General features: G+C 72.1%; 14 protein-coding genes. 10 read left to right on the forward strand and 4 right to left on the reverse strand.

Going from position 1 to position 16,371, the window contains the following annotated elements:
- The 3 genes from ACFPZ3_RS36795 to ACFPZ3_RS36805 all read left to right on the forward strand — a co-directional run.
- Positions 1 to 1,699: ATP-binding cassette domain-containing protein (locus tag ACFPZ3_RS36795; protein ID WP_379518938.1), on the forward strand; the 1,699-nt coding region annotated here is incomplete at its 5' end.
- Complete coding sequence (locus tag ACFPZ3_RS36800) at positions 1,696 to 3,390, forward strand: ATP-binding cassette domain-containing protein (protein ID WP_379518939.1); 1,695 nt, start codon at positions 1,696 to 1,698, stop codon at positions 3,388 to 3,390. The genes ACFPZ3_RS36795 and ACFPZ3_RS36800, both read left to right, overlap by 4 nt.
- Positions 3,387 to 5,378: a prolyl oligopeptidase family serine peptidase gene (locus tag ACFPZ3_RS36805; RefSeq protein ID WP_379518940.1), complete on the forward strand. Its 1,992-nt coding sequence runs from the start codon at positions 3,387 to 3,389 to the stop codon at positions 5,376 to 5,378. The genes ACFPZ3_RS36800 and ACFPZ3_RS36805 overlap by 4 nt, the downstream gene beginning before the upstream one ends.
- Here the strand turns inward: ACFPZ3_RS36805 and ACFPZ3_RS36810 are convergent.
- The gene (locus ACFPZ3_RS36810; protein WP_379518941.1) at positions 5,364 to 5,972 is read right to left on the reverse strand and encodes a response regulator transcription factor; all 609 of its coding nucleotides are present in this window, start codon (positions 5,970 to 5,972) and stop codon (positions 5,364 to 5,366) included. The genes ACFPZ3_RS36805 and ACFPZ3_RS36810 overlap by 15 nt on opposite strands.
- Positions 5,973 to 6,139: 167 nt before the next feature.
- Between ACFPZ3_RS36810 and ACFPZ3_RS36815 the strand changes: the two genes are divergently transcribed.
- Complete coding sequence (locus tag ACFPZ3_RS36815) at positions 6,140 to 6,628, forward strand: carboxymuconolactone decarboxylase family protein (RefSeq protein WP_379518942.1); 489 nt, start codon at positions 6,140 to 6,142, stop codon at positions 6,626 to 6,628.
- Here the strand turns inward: ACFPZ3_RS36815 and ACFPZ3_RS36820 are convergent.
- Positions 6,597 to 7,643 (reverse strand): zinc-dependent alcohol dehydrogenase family protein, encoded by a 1,047-nt coding sequence (locus ACFPZ3_RS36820; protein WP_379518943.1) that lies wholly within the window; start codon positions 7,641 to 7,643, stop codon positions 6,597 to 6,599. The genes ACFPZ3_RS36815 and ACFPZ3_RS36820 overlap by 32 nt on opposite strands.
- A 1-nt stretch (position 7,644) precedes the next feature.
- Positions 7,645 to 8,475: a helix-turn-helix transcriptional regulator gene (locus ACFPZ3_RS36825; protein ID WP_379518944.1), complete on the reverse strand. Its 831-nt coding sequence runs from the start codon at positions 8,473 to 8,475 to the stop codon at positions 7,645 to 7,647.
- A 101-nt stretch (positions 8,476 to 8,576) separates the two neighbouring features.
- Here ACFPZ3_RS36825 and ACFPZ3_RS36830 point away from each other — a divergent pair, with 101 nt between their 5' ends.
- The 3 genes from ACFPZ3_RS36830 (at position 8,577) to ACFPZ3_RS36840 (ending at position 11,813) form a co-directional block, all read left to right on the forward strand.
- Complete coding sequence (locus ACFPZ3_RS36830) at positions 8,577 to 9,287, forward strand: SDR family oxidoreductase (RefSeq protein ID WP_379518945.1); 711 nt, start codon at positions 8,577 to 8,579, stop codon at positions 9,285 to 9,287.
- Between the two features lie 35 nt (positions 9,288 to 9,322).
- Positions 9,323 to 10,720 (forward strand): glutamate-cysteine ligase family protein, encoded by a 1,398-nt coding sequence (locus tag ACFPZ3_RS36835; RefSeq protein WP_379518946.1) that lies wholly within the window; start codon positions 9,323 to 9,325, stop codon positions 10,718 to 10,720.
- Positions 10,721 to 10,898: 178 nt separating this feature from the next.
- Complete coding sequence (locus ACFPZ3_RS36840; protein ID WP_379518947.1) at positions 10,899 to 11,813, forward strand: hypothetical protein; 915 nt, start codon at positions 10,899 to 10,901, stop codon at positions 11,811 to 11,813.
- Here ACFPZ3_RS36840 and ACFPZ3_RS36845 read toward each other — a convergent pair.
- Complete coding sequence (locus ACFPZ3_RS36845; RefSeq protein ID WP_379518948.1) at positions 11,803 to 12,552, reverse strand: PaaX family transcriptional regulator C-terminal domain-containing protein; 750 nt, start codon at positions 12,550 to 12,552, stop codon at positions 11,803 to 11,805. The genes ACFPZ3_RS36840 and ACFPZ3_RS36845 overlap by 11 nt on opposite strands.
- 4 nt (positions 12,553 to 12,556) lie before the next feature.
- Between ACFPZ3_RS36845 and ACFPZ3_RS36850 the strand changes: the two genes are divergently transcribed.
- The 3 genes from ACFPZ3_RS36850 (at position 12,557) to ligD (ending at position 16,359) form a co-directional block, all read left to right on the forward strand.
- Entirely contained in the window at positions 12,557 to 14,212 is a 1,656-nt protein-coding gene (locus ACFPZ3_RS36850) for an acyl-CoA dehydrogenase family protein (RefSeq protein ID WP_379518949.1), read from the forward strand.
- Positions 14,213 to 14,326: 114 nt separating this feature from the next.
- Positions 14,327 to 15,076, forward strand: a complete 750-nt coding sequence (locus ACFPZ3_RS36855; protein WP_379518950.1) for a crotonase/enoyl-CoA hydratase family protein — start codon at positions 14,327 to 14,329, stop codon at positions 15,074 to 15,076.
- Between the two features lie 77 nt (positions 15,077 to 15,153).
- The gene (ligD, locus tag ACFPZ3_RS36860; protein WP_379518951.1) at positions 15,154 to 16,359 is read left to right on the forward strand and encodes a non-homologous end-joining DNA ligase; all 1,206 of its coding nucleotides are present in this window, start codon (positions 15,154 to 15,156) and stop codon (positions 16,357 to 16,359) included.
- Positions 16,360 to 16,371 lie beyond the last annotated feature (12 nt).

Genomic DNA, 16,371 nt, shown 5'->3' on the forward strand with positions numbered 1-16,371 from the left:
GCGGGGCCTCCCCATCAGCTACGCGAGGAGGCGCGGCGTGCTGGCAGGTGACCGGCTGGTGATCGGCACGGTACGGCGCGGTGGCCCCTGGCCCGCCGCGCTGGCCGTCACGGCAGTCGTGGGAGCGGCCGGCGAGCTGGCCATCCCCTACCTCATCGGCCGCACGGTCGACGCCCTCGTCGCGCGCCAGGCGGGCGGCCAGATGGACGGCACGCCCTGGCTCGCACTCTGCGCCTGCGCGATCGCCGCCGTGATGCTCTGCGAGAGCCTCGGTGTGTGGGCGCGCGGCGCCAGCGGCGCCTACGCCGCCGCCACCCTGCGCTCCGGCCTGCTGCGCCACGTACTCGGCACCGGTCACGCGGCCACCCGCCGCTTCCCCGCAGGCGAACTCGTCACCCGGGCCGGCCTGAACGCCGAGGAGGTAGGCCGCGCGCCGGAGACCGTGACCAGCGCGCTCGCCCTTCTCGTGCCCACGGCGGGCGCGCTGGTCGCGCTCACCCTCATCGCCCCCGTCCTGACGTTGACGCTCGCGGCCGGAATCGTGGTCATCCTGTTCGTCCTGCGGGCCTTCCTGCGCACGACGACCGTTCTCGCCGGCGGCTACCAGGAGGTGCAGGGCGAGATCGCGGCCCGGCTCGTGGACGCGATGGACGGCGCGCGCACGATCGCCGCCGCCGGCACCTCCGCCCAGGAGGCGCGGCGCGTGCTCACACCGCTGCCCTGGCTGCGCGCGCACGGGATGGATCTGTGGCGGGCCAACGCCTCCGCCGCGGTCCGGTCGGGGGTCGTGGTGCCGCTGCTGGAGGTCGCCGTGCTCGCCGCGGGCGGCTTCATGCTCGCCGCCGGCGACCTCACGATCGGGGAGTTGTACGCCGCCGCCCGCTACGCCGTGCTCGGGGCGGCGCTCAGCACGTCGCTCGGCCACATCGGCGGCCTGGCCAGGGCGCGGGCCGCCGCCGCCCGGGTGTCCGAGGTCCTCGACCTGACGCCCGTCACGCACGGCGCCCGCACACTCCCGCCCGGGACTGGGACCGTCGAGTTCAGGGACGTCGCCGCGAACGGCCTCACCGTCGGCGACCTCACCCTCCCAGGAGGCTCGGTGACCGCCGTGGTGGGGCGCTCCGGGGCGGGGAAGTCGCTGCTCGCGGCGCTGGCGGGGCGGCTGGCCGACCCCGAGCGAGGGAGCGTGCTGCTCGACGGGGTCCCGCTGGGGGAGTTGTCGTGGGAGGAGCTTCGGCGGGCCATCGGGTACGCGTTCGAACGCCCCGTCCTGGTCGGCGAGACGATCGGCGACGCCATCGGCGGCTCATCGGCGGAGGCGGCCAGGGCGGCGTGCGCGGACGCGTTCATCCGGCGGCTTCCGCTCGGCTACGCGACCCCGCTGCCCGACGCGCCCATGTCGGGTGGTGAGCGGCAGCGGATCGGCTTGGCCAGGGCGTTCGCGCAGGGAGAACGGCTGCTGGTGCTCGACGACGCCACCTCCAGCCTGGACACCGTGACAGAACGCCAGGTCGGCCAGGCTCTTACCACGGACCCCCGGGGCCGTACCCGGCTGATCGCGGCCCACCGGCTCGCCACGGCCGCCCGCGCGGACCGCGTCATCTGGCTCGACGACGGGACCCTGCGCGCGTGCGCACCCCATCACGTGTTGTGGCAGGACCCGGGCTACCGGGCGGTCTTCCAGGGGGACGCGACATGAACGCACCGAAGGAACGACGGACCGGGTTCTGGCAGGCTCTGCGGCGGGAGCCGCGGCAGCTCGTCAGGATCGGGTTGTGGTCGGTGCTGGAGTCGGCGCCCGCGTTCCTCATCGGGCACGCCGTCGCCCGGGCCATCGAGGACGGGTTCGCCGCGGCCGTGCCGCTGGTCGGGGTCGCGTGGCTGGCGGCCCTCGGCGTGACCTGGCTGGCGGGGGCCGTGGCCGCGCGGCAGGTCGTGCTGGCCGTGGCCGCGGTGGCGGAGCCGTTCAGGGACGATCTCCTGACGCACGTCGTCGAGGGCGCCCTGCGGCGGGAGCCGGGCACGCGCCGCGACAGCGCCGCGGTGGCCAGGGCAGGGCTGCAGGTCGAGCTGGCCAGGGACGCCTTCGCGGCCGTGGTCACCACCGTGCGGGGGTTCGTGTTCACCGTGGTCAGCGTCGTCCTGGGGCTGCTCACCCTGGCTCCCGACACGCTCGTGCTGGTGCTGCCGCCGTTCCTGGCCGGGCTCGGGCTGTTCCTGGCCTCGCTGCCCGCGCTGGCGCGGCGGCAACGCGCGTTCCTGCTGGCCGACGAGCACCTGGCCGAGGCGATGACCGAGACGGCGGGCGGTCTGCGCGACATCGAGGCGTGCGGCCTGCGGGAACGCGTGGAAGCTCACCTGGATCGCGACGTCCGGGCGCAGGCCGCCGCCGCCCGCGGCCTCGCCGGGGTCACCGCCGCCCGCACCGCCGCGCTCGCCGCCGGCGGCTGGCTTCCCGTCATCCTCGTCCTGGCCGGTACGCCCTGGTTGCTCGGCAGAGGCGTCGGCCCCGGCGTGATCGTCGGCACGCTCGCCTACGTCACCCAGTCCCTGGCTCCCGCGCTCGGCGGCCTCGTCCAGGGGCTCGGTGTCAGCGGCATCAGGCTCGCCGCCTCGCTGAACCGCATCCGCGCCATGGCCCCGCCCGCCCCACCGGCCCGCTCCCTGATCAGCCCCTTCACGACCGACGTACGGCTCGACGCCGTCACCTTCTCCTACGGCCCCCGCTCCGAGCCCGTCATCGAGGGCCTCGACCTGGCCATCCCCGAAGGCGATCACCTGGCCGTCGTGGGACCCAGCGGAGCGGGCAAGTCCACGCTCGCGTCCCTGATCAGCGGCCTGCTGCCGCCAGGCGGGGGAGAGGTGCTGATCGGCGGAGTGCCCGCCGACCAGGTCGATCCCGCCGCCCGCGTGCTGATCCCCCAGGAGGCGTACGTCTTCCGCGGCACGCTCATGGAGAACCTCGCCTACCACGTGAGCGGCGCTCACGAGGAGGGCATCGAGGCGGCGGTCGAGGCGGTCGGGGCCGCCGATCTGGTGGCCGGGCTGGGCGGATACGAGGCGGTGGTCGAGCCGGGCGCCCTGTCGGCCGGGCAACGGCAGCTCATCGCCCTCGTACGCGCCTACCTGGCCCCCGCCCCCCTCGTCATCCTCGACGAGGCCACCTGCCACCTCGACCCCGCCGCCGAGGCCAGGGCGGAGGAGGCGTTCGCGCGCCGCGACGGCACGCTCATCGTGATCGCCCACCGCCTGACCTCCGCCCTGCGTGCCCGCCGCATCCTGCTCATGGACGGCGCGCGGATCACGATCGGCACCCACGAGGAGCTGATCAAGCTCTCTCCCCTGTACGCCGACCTGGCCGGCCACTGGCACCCGGAGCCCGTGTCATGAAATTTCCAGACAGCTATCCGCCCGCCGACCGCCTCCCCCTCACCGACCACCACCACGGCCACGAGATCGACGACCCGTACCGCTGGCTGGAGGACCCCGCTGACTCCCGCACGCAAGCCTGGCTGACGGCCCAGGACGGTCTGTGGCGCGACAGCGCCGCCCGGCTGCCCCAGCGCGAGCGCTTCCTGGCCCGGCTGACCGAGCTCAGCGAGACGGGCCTGGTCACCCCGCCGGTGTGGCGCGGCCACAAGCGCTTCCACCTGCGGCAATCCACCTCCCAGGAACACCCGGTGCTCTACTGCGACGACCACGTCGTGCTGGACCCCACGGAACTCGACCCCACCGGGCTGACGACGCTGGACGACTGGCAGCCCGACCTGGAGGGGCGCCGGCTGGCCTACCAGCTCTCACGCAGCGGCGACGAGCGGGCCGACCTGTATGTCAGGGACCTCGACACCGGCACAGTCGTCGACGGGCCCATCGGCGGCTGCCGCTACTCGGCGGTCGCCTGGCTGCCGGGCGGCGAGGCGTTCTACTACGTACGTTTCCGGCAGGGCGTCCACCTGCACCGGATCGGCGCCCCGGGCTCCGACGTCCCCGTGTTCACCAGGGGCCCGATCTCGTACGGCGTGCAGATCAGCGCCGACGGCCGCTGGCTGACGATCTCCGCGGGCACCGCCTCGGGCAGTTCGCTCTGGCTGGCCGATCTGTCCCAGGGGGATCCGGCCGACCCGCGGCCCCGTCCCGTACAGGAGGGGTCGCACGCCCGCACGGTCGGCGCGGTGGCCTGCGACGGCCGCCTCTACCTCCTCACCGACCGCGACGCCCCCAGGCGCAGGCTCTGCGTGGCCGACCCGGAAGCCCCCACCGCCTGGCGCGAGCTGATCCCCGAGGACCGGGAGGCGGTGCTGGGCGCGTTCACCGTGCTCGACGGGGACCGGCTGCTGGTGTCCAGGACGCGGCACGCGGTCGGCGAGATCGCCGTGCACCACGCCCGTACAGGGGAGCGGCTGGGCACCGTGCCGCTGCCCGGCAGCGGCTCGATCGCCTCGCTCACCTCGCGCCCCGAGGGCGGCCCTGAGGCGTGGTTCGCCTACACCGACGCCGTCACCCCCGCCGAGATCTGGCGCTACGACGCCCGCACCGACGCCACCACCCTCTGGCTCTCCGCCCCCGGCCGCGTCTCGCTGCCCTCCGTGAGCAGCCACCACATCGAGTACGCCTCCGCCGACGGCACCCTCATCCGCATGGTCGTCGTCGCGCGCCCATGGCAGGGCGGCCCCCGCCCGGCGATACTCAGCGGGTACGGCGGCTTCGGCATCCCCCTCATGCCCGGCTACGCCGCCGACTCCCTGGCCTGGGTCGAGGCGGGCGGCGTGCTGGCCATCGCCAACCTGCGCGGCGGCGGCGAGGAGGGCGAGGCGTGGCACCGCGACGGCATGCTGGAACGCAAGCAGAACGTGTTCGACGACTTCGTGGCCGCCGCCGAGAAGCTGATCGCCGACGGCTGGACGACCCCGGAGCAACTAGGCATCTGGGGCGAGTCGAACGGCGGCCTGCTCGTCGGCGCGGTCCTCACCCAGCGGCCCGGCCTGTTCGCCGCGGCCGTGTGCTCGGCCGGGCTGCTCGACATGGCCCGCTACCACCTCAGCGGCCTCGGCCCCTCCTGGACCGGCGAGTACGGCGACCCCGACGACCCGGAACAGCTCGGCTGGCTGCTCGGTTACTCGCCCTACCACCACGCCGGCAAGGGCACCGACTACCCGGCCACGCTGTTCACCGTCTCGGCGGCCGACACGCGCGTGGATCCGATGCACGCCCGCAAGATGTGCGCCGCCCTGCAGTGGGCGACCGGCGGTGACCGGCCGATCCTGCTCAGGCACGAGCGGGACGTGGGACACGGCGCGCGTGCGGTCAGCCGGTCCGTCGGCCTTGCCGCCGACGTCCTGGCCTTCCTGGCCGCCCACACGGGCTCAGATCCAGCCTGATTCCCTGGCGATGCGGACGGCGTCGAGCTTGCTGCGCGCCCCCAGCTTGGCCGTGGACTTGGACAGGTAGTTCCGTACCGTGCCCTCGGCCAGGTACAACAAGGCCGCGATCTCCCCGATCGACGCGCCGTCCGCCGCCGCGCCGATCACGTCCAGCTCGCGCGGTGTCAGCGGCGCCTCGGCCGGCCGCATGGCCGCGATCGCCAGCTCGGAGTCGATGACCCGCTCGCCCTCGGCCACCCTGCGGATCCCGTCCGCCAGCCGTCCCGGGTGGGCGTCCTTGGCCATGAATCCGCGTACGTGCACGTCGAGCGCCTTCTTCAGCAGCCCGGGGGTGCCGACGCCGGTCAGGATGAGCACCCCGCACTCGGGTAACTCCTTGTGTAACTCGCCGGCGGCGGCGAGCCCGTCCTTGCCGGGGAGGGCGATGTCGATCACCGCGACGTCGGGGCGGCAGGCGCTGGCCGCTGCCAGGATGCGGTCGCCCCTTTCGACCTCGGCCACGACTTCGATGTCGTCTTCATACGCCAGCAGCGCCACGAGCGCCCCCCGTACCAGGTTCATGTCCTCAGCGAGCAACGTTCGAATCACCATGCGTCCTTGCGGTCGACCAGGCTTGCAACGTCTGCGGGCTCCCTCATATTGCCGTATTGACCCGAACGTGAAAAGTGCTTCGAACGAAGCGTCAAGAGTTTCTTGAGTCCGGCTCACACTAAGGACTGCCCTGTAAGGACTCGCCCATGTGAGGGATCCTGATGACCATGAACCCCCGCGTGCAGCCCTTGCCCCCCGAAGAGTGGGACGACTTCACGAAGGCCAATCCGTACAACGTGTTCGCCACCCTGGCCCGCCACCCCGGCCTGTACCGGGCGTGGCTGCGTTTCGGCGGCGCGCTGCTGGACGGCACGCTGCCCGCCCGCGACCGGGAGCTGGCCATCCTGCGCACCGCCTACCACTGCGACAGCCCCTACGAGTGGGCCCAGCACGCCCGCCTCGCGCACGAGGCGGGCCTCACCGGCCAGGAGATCGAGTCCGTGCGCCACCCGGACGCCCTCTGGTCGGTGGAGGACCAGCTCGTGCTCCAGGTAGCCGACGACCTGCACTACGCCGGCGACCTGACCGACGCGACGTGGGCAGCGCTGTGCGACCGCTACGACGAGGCGCGCAGGATCGAGCTGGTCATGCTCGTGGCCCACTACGGCATGCTGGCGATGGTGCTCAGAACGCTCCGGGTCCAGATCGAGGAGTGATCATCGTGACGCCCGGCACCGAGCCGATCGAGGCCAGCGCCTTACCCGCGTCCCCGAGCCCGATCGTGCGGGTGACGAGCTGGTCGGGGTGCAGGATCCCGGCCCTGATCAGCTCCAGCATCGGCGGGTAGGCATGCGCGGCCATGCCGTGGCTGCCCAGCAGCCGCAGCTCGTAGCCGATCACCCGGTCCATCGGCACCGGCGTCGCCGCGCCCGGCAGCAGCCCGACCTGGACGTGGCGGCCCCGGCGGCGCAGGCTCTCGATGGAGGCGGCGCACGTCTGGGCGCTGCCCAGCGCGTCGATCGACACGTGCGCGCCACCCCTGGTCAGCTCCCTGACCTGGGCCGCCGCGTCACCGGCAGAGCCGTTGACGAAGTGTGTGGCCCCCGCCTGCTCGGCCAGGTGCAGGGCGTCGCTGCTGATGTCCACGGCCACGACCCTGGCGCCGGCCGCGGTCGCGATCATCACGGCCGACAGGCCCACGCCGCCGCACCCGTGCACCGCCACCCACTCCCCGGGGCGTACCTCGCCCACCTGCGACACGGCGCGGAAGGCGGTGGCGAAGCGGCAGCCGAGCCCGGCCGCGGTGGCGTAGGCCATGTCCTCGGGCACGTCGACCAGGTTGACGTCGGCGTGGTCGATGGCGACGTAGTCGGCGAAGGAGCCCCAGTGGGTGAAGCCCGGCTGCGTCTGCCGCTCGCAGACCTGCTGGTCGCCTGCGGCGCACGCGGCGCACGTGCCGCAGGCGCAGATGAACGGCACGGTCACGCGCGCCCCCGGCCGCCAGCCGCGCACGTCGGAGCCGACCGCCTCGACCACGCCCGCCAGCTCGTGGCCCGGCACGTGGGGCAGGACCTTGATGTCGGGGTCGTGGCCCTGCCAGGCGTGCCAGTCGGAGCGGCACAGGCCCGTCGCCTCGACTCTGATCACCGCTCCGTGCGGGGCAGGGGAAGGGTCGGGCAGCTCGCGCACGTCGAGCTCTCCACCGAAGATGTCAAAGGCAACCGCTCGCATCTCATGAGCTTAGGGTCAATTGCCGCAGCTCGCGCAAGGCTTGGTGTGAGCGTGAACCAGGTTCGGTCGTGTAGAGCACCAAACGGAGGTCATCACGGTCGGGCACCGGCATGACCTGGCAGATCGTGTCGATCACGCCGACCACCGGGTGGATGATGCTCTTACGCTGCTCCCGGCGTATCTGGACCTCGTGCCTGGCCCACAACTCGGCGAACTCGGGGCTGAGCGCGATCATCTCGGCCACCAGCTCCTGGAGGGCGCGGTCCTCGGGGTAGCGGCCCGCCGCGGCGCGCAGGTCGGCGACCGAGGCGCGGGCGAAACGGCCCTTCTCCTCGTCGCCGAGGTGCTCGGCGATGTCGGGCGACATGAAGACCCAGCGGATGACATTGAGGGCGTCGGGCGGCTGGGCGCTCAGATCGCCCATGATCGCGCTGGCCAGAGGATTCCAGGCGCGGATGTCGTAGCGGGCGTCCAGGACGTACGCGGGGACCTCCTCCAGGAACGAGATCAGGTGCAGCAGGCTGCCCGGCACGTCGTCCCTGATCCGCGGCGGGTCCAGCGGCTGGCCCCCCAGGTGGAACAGGTGCGTGCGCTCGTCCTGGTTCAGGATGAGCGCCCTGGCCAGCGCGTTCAGCACCTGCCTCGACGGGTGCGGGCCCCGGCCCTGCTCAAGCCGGATGTAGTAGTCGATCGACATGCCCGCGAGCTGCGCCACCTCCTGCCTGCGCAGGCCCGGCGTGCGGCGCCGGTCGCCGCTGGGCAGGCCCACCTCCGGCGGGGTGACGCGGGCGCGCCTGACGCGGAGGAATTCGGCTAGTTCGTCGCGGTTCATGCCTCCATCTTCGGCGATGTCCCGGCGCCGTGGGTGGTACCGCTGATCCCAGCCTCTTCAGGTCTCTCCCGCCCCCCTCCGGCCTGCGCGAACGTGGAGACATGACGAAGATCGCCCTCATCACGGGTGCCAACAAGGGAATCGGCTACGAGATCGCGCGCCTGCTGGCCGGGCAGGGCGTCACCACGATCGTGGGAGCGCGCGACGAGGAGCGCGGCCGGGCTGCCGCCGGACGGCTGGGGCAGCCGTACGTGCGGCTCGACGTGACCGACGAGGAGAGCGCGTCCACCGCCGCGAAGTGGATCGACGCCGAGTACGGCCGGCTCGACATCCTGGTCAACAACGCCGGCATCAGCGGCGAGATGACAGACCTGCGGCCCAGCGGCGTCACGGCCGCGCGGGTCAGGGAGCTCTACGAGACGAACGTGTTCGGCGTCGTCACCGTGACCAACGCCATGTTGCCGCTGCTGCGCCGCGCCGAGTCCGGCCGGATCGTCAACATGTCGAGCGAGCTCGGCTCGCTGGCCATGGCGATCGACCCGGAAAGCCCCTTCAAGCAGTTCAACCACCTGCCCTACAACTCCTCCAAGGCCGCGCTCAACATGATCACCATCTGCTACGCCAAGGAGCTGATGGACACCCCGATCAAGGTGAACGCCGCCAACCCCGGCTACTGCGCCACCGATCTCAACGGGCACACCGGGTACCGCACGGCCGAGCAGGGGGCGGCGATCGCCGTACGGCTCGCGACGGTGGGCGAGGACGGTCCGACCGGGGCCTACCTGGAGGATGCCGGCCCTCTTCCCTGGTGAGGTGTCAAGACCTGCAAATAGGACAGAAGTTGGTGATGGGACGAGATCTGGATAAAGAGCGATTTACCGAAGCGGAGTTCGCGCGCTTCGGGGAACGCATCCAGGAGCAGCTCGCGGTGTTGCGCGAGCTGCTCGAAACCCCCGGCTTCGGCCAGGGCCCGGTCACGATCGGGGCCGAACTGGAGCTGTTCCTGATCGATGAGGAGGGGCGGCCCCTGCCGCACAACAGCCAGGTGCAGGAGACCCTGGACGACCCCCGGGTCGTGCTGGAGCTGGGCCGCTACAACATAGAGGTGAACCTGACCCCCACGCCCCTGGAGGGCAACCCTTTCGAGGTGCTGAGCTCGGAGGTGCAGGAGACGTTCACCAAGGTCGACGAGGCGGTGGAGGGCGGGGGCGCGCTGCCCATCGGCATCCTGCCCACGCTCGACACCGAGGACTTCACGATCGGCGCCATGAGCGACCAGAACCGTTACCGGGCCATGAGCAGGGGCATCAGGCGGCTCCGGCTGGAGCCGTTCCTGGTCAAGATCGACGACCTGGAGCTGTCGGTGGAGGACGTGATCCTCGAAAGCGCCAACACCTCCTGGCAGGTGCACATCCGCACCCCGCCCGAGCGCTTCGCCCGGTTGTTCAACGCCGCCCAGCTCGCCATCGGCCCGGTGCTCGCCGTGTGCGGCAACTCCCCGTTCTTCCTGGACAGGCAGTTGTGGGAGGAGACGCGGATCGCGCTGATGGAGGAGGCCGCCGACGACCGGGACGTGCAGCGGCGCGAGCGCAGGGACGGGCGGGTGACCTTCGGCTCCGACTGGGTGCGCGAGGGCGCCCACGAGCTGTTCGAGCGGTACGTACGCGACTACGACCCGATCGTGCCCGACCTCACCGAGGGGGCGAAGCGGCACGAGGTGCCGGAGCTGCGGCTGCACCAGGGCACCATCTGGCAGTGGAACCGCCCCGTCTACGACCCGGCCGACGGCGGCCACCTGCGGATCGAGATGCGCGCCCTGCCCGCCGGCCCCTCGTGCGCGGACATGGCGGCCAACACGGCCTTCCTGCTCGGGCTGACGTTGTCGCAGGCGGAGCGGGATCTGACCGGCTACAGGTTCGCGGAGGCCTACCAGAATTTCTACCGCGCGGCCATGCACGGGCTGGACGCCAAGCTCTCCTGGCCCGGCAGGGACGGCGAGCACGGGGCCGCCGAGCTGGTGCTCACCCTGCTGCCCGAAGCCAGGGAAGGGCTGCTCAAGGCCGGGGTGACGCCGCACGACGCGGACCGCGCGCTGGACGTCATCGAGCAGCGGACGCGGCTGCGGCGTACCGGCTCGGTGTGGCAGCGCGAGGCGCTGGCGCGCTTCGGCGGCGACCGGAGGCGGCTCGTGCGGGCCTACCGCGAGCTGGCGCTTTCGGGGACGCCCGTGCATTTGTGGAAGTAATTCGGCAACCTCAGCCGTCCTCCGTCCGTCAAACTGGTCAAGAGACGGAAAAGGTGAGGAAAAAATGGCGGCATCGGGCATGGTTCCCACCGATAAAGCGCCTTTTGCGCTGAAGCGGGCAACGGGAGACCTGACGGAGGGAGCGGCCAAACTGGCGGGCGAGGTCGGGAGCACGGCCGTGGAAGCCGTGCTCGCCAACGCCAACCGGACCGCGAAGAGGAAGGGCGCGGCCGGAACGATGGGCAGGATGAGCCCCAAACCGGCCGAGTGGTATGCCTTCGACGACAAGGACCAGGCCACCACCGACTGGTATCCGCAGGGCCTGACCGGCAGCGACGACTCGGGGAACATCGGGATCCCGGCGTTCCTGGTGAGCTGGTATTTCCGGCCTGAAGCCGGCGAGCGGGGGATCAGGGTGTCGTTCCTGAGCCCTCAGTCGCTCAAGTACCAGCACGCGCTGCTGGTCGTGGCCAAGCCGGACGGCTCCTACGGGCCGATCGACATCCACGCGGGCGGCATCGCCTGCTTCGGCGACCTGCTCTACGTCGCCGACACCGTACGCGGCCTGCGGGTCTTCGACCTGAACAACCTGCTCGACCTGCGTACCGTACAGAACGACCTGGGGGAGTCCGGCAGGATCGGCCGCCACGGCGGCAAGCTGCACGCCTTCGGCTACCGCTACATCGTCCCCCAGACCGACTTCTGGAAGGTGGCGCAGGCGGGGCCGCACTTCTCGTTCGTCTCGATCGACCGAGGCGGGGCCACGCCGCGGCTGATCACGGGCGAATACCGGGAGAGCGACCCCGGCGGGTGGGTGGCGCGCTGGGGCCTGGACCTGCGGGGCGGCGAGCCCGAGGACGCCTTCGTCCTGGGGCACCCCAAGATCCAGGGGGCGGCCTCGCGCGGCGGGAAGTGGTATCTGAGCCAGGCGGCCGACTCCGTCACCAACGGCAAGCTGCTGGTCCACGAGGGTGAGACGCTGAAGACCCGGCCGTTCCCGATCGGGCCGGAGGATCTGAGCGTGCAGGGCGGCAGGTTGTGGAGCGTCACCGAGTTCAAGAACAAGCGGACGATCTTCGGCGTCAGCCTCTGAGGTGCCGCTGGAGGACTTCCCTGTACCTGCGGTCGAAGTCGTCGTAACGGGCCCGTAGCCGCGCGCCCGGCCAGTCCCGCGGCAGCAGCTCCTCCGGGAGCAGCGGGTCGGCCAGCAGGTGGCGCAGCACGGCGGCGGAGACGAGGAAGCCCTCGGCCAGCCCTTCCGCGCGGTCGAGGGCCCGCTCCAGCGCGTGCGCCTCGGCCGCCCAGCCGTCGAGGTCCCACAGCAGGGGAGTGGGGTCGTCGTGCGGGCGGCCGTCGATCAGCGTGCACTGTGCCGTGACGACCTCCGGCCAGGCCCGCACCAGGTTCGCCGGGCGCAGCCAGGTGCCCTCGCGCAACTCGGCCAGGCGGAGCGTGAGCATCGTGTGCCGCAGCGTGGCCCGGTCGGCGGCCGCGCGCCGCTCGGCGGTGACCACGGCCACCTCCCAGGCGCCGTCCCACGGCCTGGTGTGCGGGTCGCGGCTCTCGTCCTGCCTGGCCTGGCGCTCGACGAGCCGCTCCGACAACGTGTACTGCCCGTTCACCTGCAGCAGGTCGCCGGCCGCCACCATGCGTGACAGCGCCACTCTGACGGTGCCCTCCGCGATGCCGAACAGGGCCCCGATGCTGACCAGGTGGCGGGCCGCGAGGCGGGGCGGATGGCTGCCGAGGAGCGCGCTCAAGACGGCCGACCGCGCGCTCAATGTCCTGCTATTACGCTCTTCCGTCACATGTCGAGTATATGTAACACTCACGAGTATGGACCGGTATCTCATAGAACCGTTCGACCGCAGCGACCGTTACGCCACCGAGCGCTACCAGGGCGCGGCCGGGCGGAACTGGTGGCACTGCGACCCCACGCTGCGCCTGCTCATGCGGCGGCACCTGGGGGAGGGCCTCGCCTGGGCGGAGCCGCACCTGGACCGGCTGGGCGAGGTGACGGGCGGGCTCGTCGCCGCGTGCGCCGAGGAGACCGACCGGAACCCGCCGCGGCTGGAGAAGTACGACAAGTGGGGCAGAGACGTCAGCCAGGTCATCATGCCGCCGTCGTTCCACACCGCCCGGCGGGCGCTCATGGACAACAACTTCACCTCTCCGTCCTTCGCCGAACAGGCCCGCGCGCACGGGGCGAATCCGGCCGTGCTGGGCGCCGCGTGGACATACCTGCTCGACCAGGCCGACGTCGGGATGGGCTGCGCGCTCGGCACGGGCGGGGACATGGTGGTCTCCCTCGCCGAGAAGCACGCGCCCGCGGACGTACGCGAACGGGTACGGGAGATCTTCGCCGACGGCTTCTATTCGGGCGAGGCCGCCCAGCTGTTCACCGAGCGGACGGGCGGCTCCGACCTGGCGGCGCTCGAAGCGTCGGCGGAGCCCGCGGGTGACGCGTGGTCGTTGTCCGGGTTCAAGTGGTTCGCCTCGAACGCCAACGGCTCGGCCTTCGTGGTGCTGGCCAGGCTGCCGGAAGGGGCCGTGGCGCCGTTCCTGGTGTTGTGGGAGCGGCGGGACGGCAACCGCAACGGGGTGCGCATCCGCCGCCTCAAGGACAAGCTCGGCACCAGGTCCGTCGCCTCGGCCGAGGTGGAATTCACCGAGGCCGAGGCGTTCCTGCTGGCCGGGCAGGGCTCAGGCTCGGGACTCGGCACGATGATGAAGCTCACCAACGCCTCCCGGCTCGGCGTCGCCATGATGGGCGTCGGCGTGGCCAGGCGCGCGCTGGTGGAGGCCGTCTGCTACGCCAGGGCACGCGAGGCGTTCGGCCGGCCGCTCATCGAAGCGCCGCTGATGCGCCGCAAGCTCGCCGAGCTGATCGTGGAGGTCGAGGCCGCGCAGGCCATGGTGTTCGACGGCTACGCCGGACACCGGCTGCGCCTCGGGCCCGCCCTCACCAAGCTGCGCGCCTCCCGGCTCGGAGTGACCGCCGCCAGCGACGCGATCGAGGTGCACGGCGGCAACGGCTACATCGAGCAGTGGCCGGTCGCCCGGCTGCTGCGCGACGCCCAGGTCAACCCGATCTGGGAGGGCGGCGACAACATCCTCTGCCTGGACGTGCGGCGGGCCATGCTCCGCGAGCAGGCCCATGTCCCCTTCCTCGACCACCTGCGTGCCCTGGCCACCTCCGACCTGGTCCGCACCCGCGTCGACGACCTGACCAAGGCGATCGCCGCCTGGTCCGCCCTGGACCACCCGGTGGCCGAGGAGCGGCTGTATCCGCTGGCCCAGTTCATGGCCGACGTCTACGCCGCCGCGCTCCTGGAGGACCAGGCCACGTGGGGGCTGGACGACGGCCGCAAGGCGCTCGTGGCCCGCCTGTACGTCGAGGCGCACCTCGTCGACCAGGGCCCGCTGCGCGGCATCGACCGTACGGCGGAGACGCCGTTCGACGAGCTGCTGGAGGGCGCCGTCGCCTTCTGAACCCGGGGGTTCCAAGCAGGCGTGAAGGCGGGTCGCTGGCCGAGGCCGGGGCGGGAGCGTACGCTCAGGCACGTTCCCCGAGGAGAATCCGCACTTCCCCCCGAGGAGGGTCGCATGACCGTACGCGTGGAGCGCCAGGGCCCCGTCACCACTGTGGTGATCAGCAGGCCGGAGGCGCGCAACGCGGTCGATCGCAAGACCGCCGACGCGCTGGCGGAGGCGTTCCGTGACTTCGAGGCCTCCGACGCCGCCGTGGCGGTGTTGTGGGGCGAGGGCGGCACGTTCTGCGCCGGGGCCGACCTCAAGGCGCTCGACAACCACGTCGGCGAGGAGGGCGACGGGCCGATGGGCCCCACCCGCCTGCGCCTGGCCAAGCCGGTCATCGCCGCCGTCTCCGGGCACGCCGTGGCGGGCGGGCTGGAGCTCGCCCTCTGGTGCGACCTGCGGGTGGCCGAGGAGGACGCGGTGTTCGGGGTGTTCTGCCGGAGGTGGGGCGTGCCGCTGATCGACGGCGGCACGGTACGCCTGCCGCGGCTCATCGGCTCCTCCCGCGCCATGGACATGATCCTCACCGGCCGGCCCGTGGAGGGGCCGGAGGCGTACGCGTGGGGGCTGGCCAACCGGCTCGTCCCCACCGGCGAGGCCAGGCGGCACGCCGAGTCCCTGGCCGGGGAGATCGCCCGGTTCCCCCAGGAATGCCTGCGTGGTGACCGCATGTCGGCGCTGGAGCAGGGCGGGCTGGGGGAGGAGGAGGCGATGCGGAACGAGCTGCGGCACGGACTGGTGTCGCTGCCGGACGCCTCCGAGGGCGCCGCCCGCTTCGCCGCGGGCGCTGGCCGCCACGGTTCCTTCGGGGACTCGTAGCCTCGCGCTTGTCAGGACCTGTGGCCGCTCGCGCACGGCTTCCGGAAGTTGTCGGTCGCCGTGCGTATCGTGACCTTATGCCTGACATCATCGAGGTCGCCGGGCGCGAGGTCCGTGTCACCAGCCCTGACAAGGTGGTCTTCCCGCAGTCCGGTCACACCAAGCTCGACCTGCTCCGCTTCTACCAGGCCGTGGGCGAGGCGGCGCTGCGTGGCGTGCACGGGCGGCCGATGGTGCTCAAGCGGTTCGTGCACGGCATCGAGCAGGAGGCGTTCTTCCAGAAGCGCGCCCCGGCCAAGCGACCCGACTGGATCGAGGTGGCCGAGCTGAAATACCGGTCGGGGCTCAGCGCGGAAGAGGTGGTGTGCACCGATCTGGCCCAGTTGTTGTGGGTGGTCAACCTCGGCTGCGTCGATCTCAACCCGCACCCGGTGCGCGCCGACGACCTGTCCAGACCCGACGAGTTGCGCATCGACCTCGATCCGGTGCCGGGCGTCGAGTGGGGCGACGTGCTGCGCACGGCGCAGGTGGCGCGGGAGGTGCTGGCCGATCACGGGCTGGTCGCCTGGCCCAAGACGTCCGGGTCGCGCGGGTTCCACGTCTACGCCCGGATCGAGCGGCGCTGGCCGTTCGCGAAGGTGCGCAAGGCGGCCGAGACGGTGGCCCGCGAGGTGGAGCGGCGCGCGCCCGACCTGGCCACCAGCCGGTGGTGGAAGGAGGAGCGGCACGGCGTGTTCGTCGACTTCAACCAGAATGCCTACGACCGCACTGTGGCCTCCGCCTACTCCGTCCGCGCGGTGCGGGATGCCCGCGTCTCCACGCCGCTGACCTGGGAGGAGGTGCCGGGCTGCCGTCCGGAGACGTTCACCGTCGACACCGTGCCCAAGCGGCTGGCGGAGCGCGGCGACCCGTGGGAGGACATGGATCTGCACCCGGGCTCGCTCGACGGGCTCCTTGAGCTGGCGGAGGAGCTGGGGCCCGCGCCCAAGGCGCCCAAGGGCAGCGGGCGCAGGCAGCAGACCATGCCGGTGATCGAGATCGCCAAGGCGGAGCACAAGGACGAGGCGATGGCCGGGTTCGAGCGGTGGAAGGCCCGCCATCCCGAGGTCGCCGCCCGGCTGGAGCCCGCCGACGTGCTGGTGGACGGGATGCGGGGGCGCAGCAGCGTGTGGTACCGGATCCGGGTCAACCTGCAGCACATTCCGGAGGGGGAGCGGCCCCAGCAGGAGCCGCTCGAGGTGGACTACGACCCGTGGAAGGGCGCGGGCCCGGCGACGGGCTGACCCGGGGTGTGG

Source organism: Nonomuraea insulae, assembly GCF_042656245.1.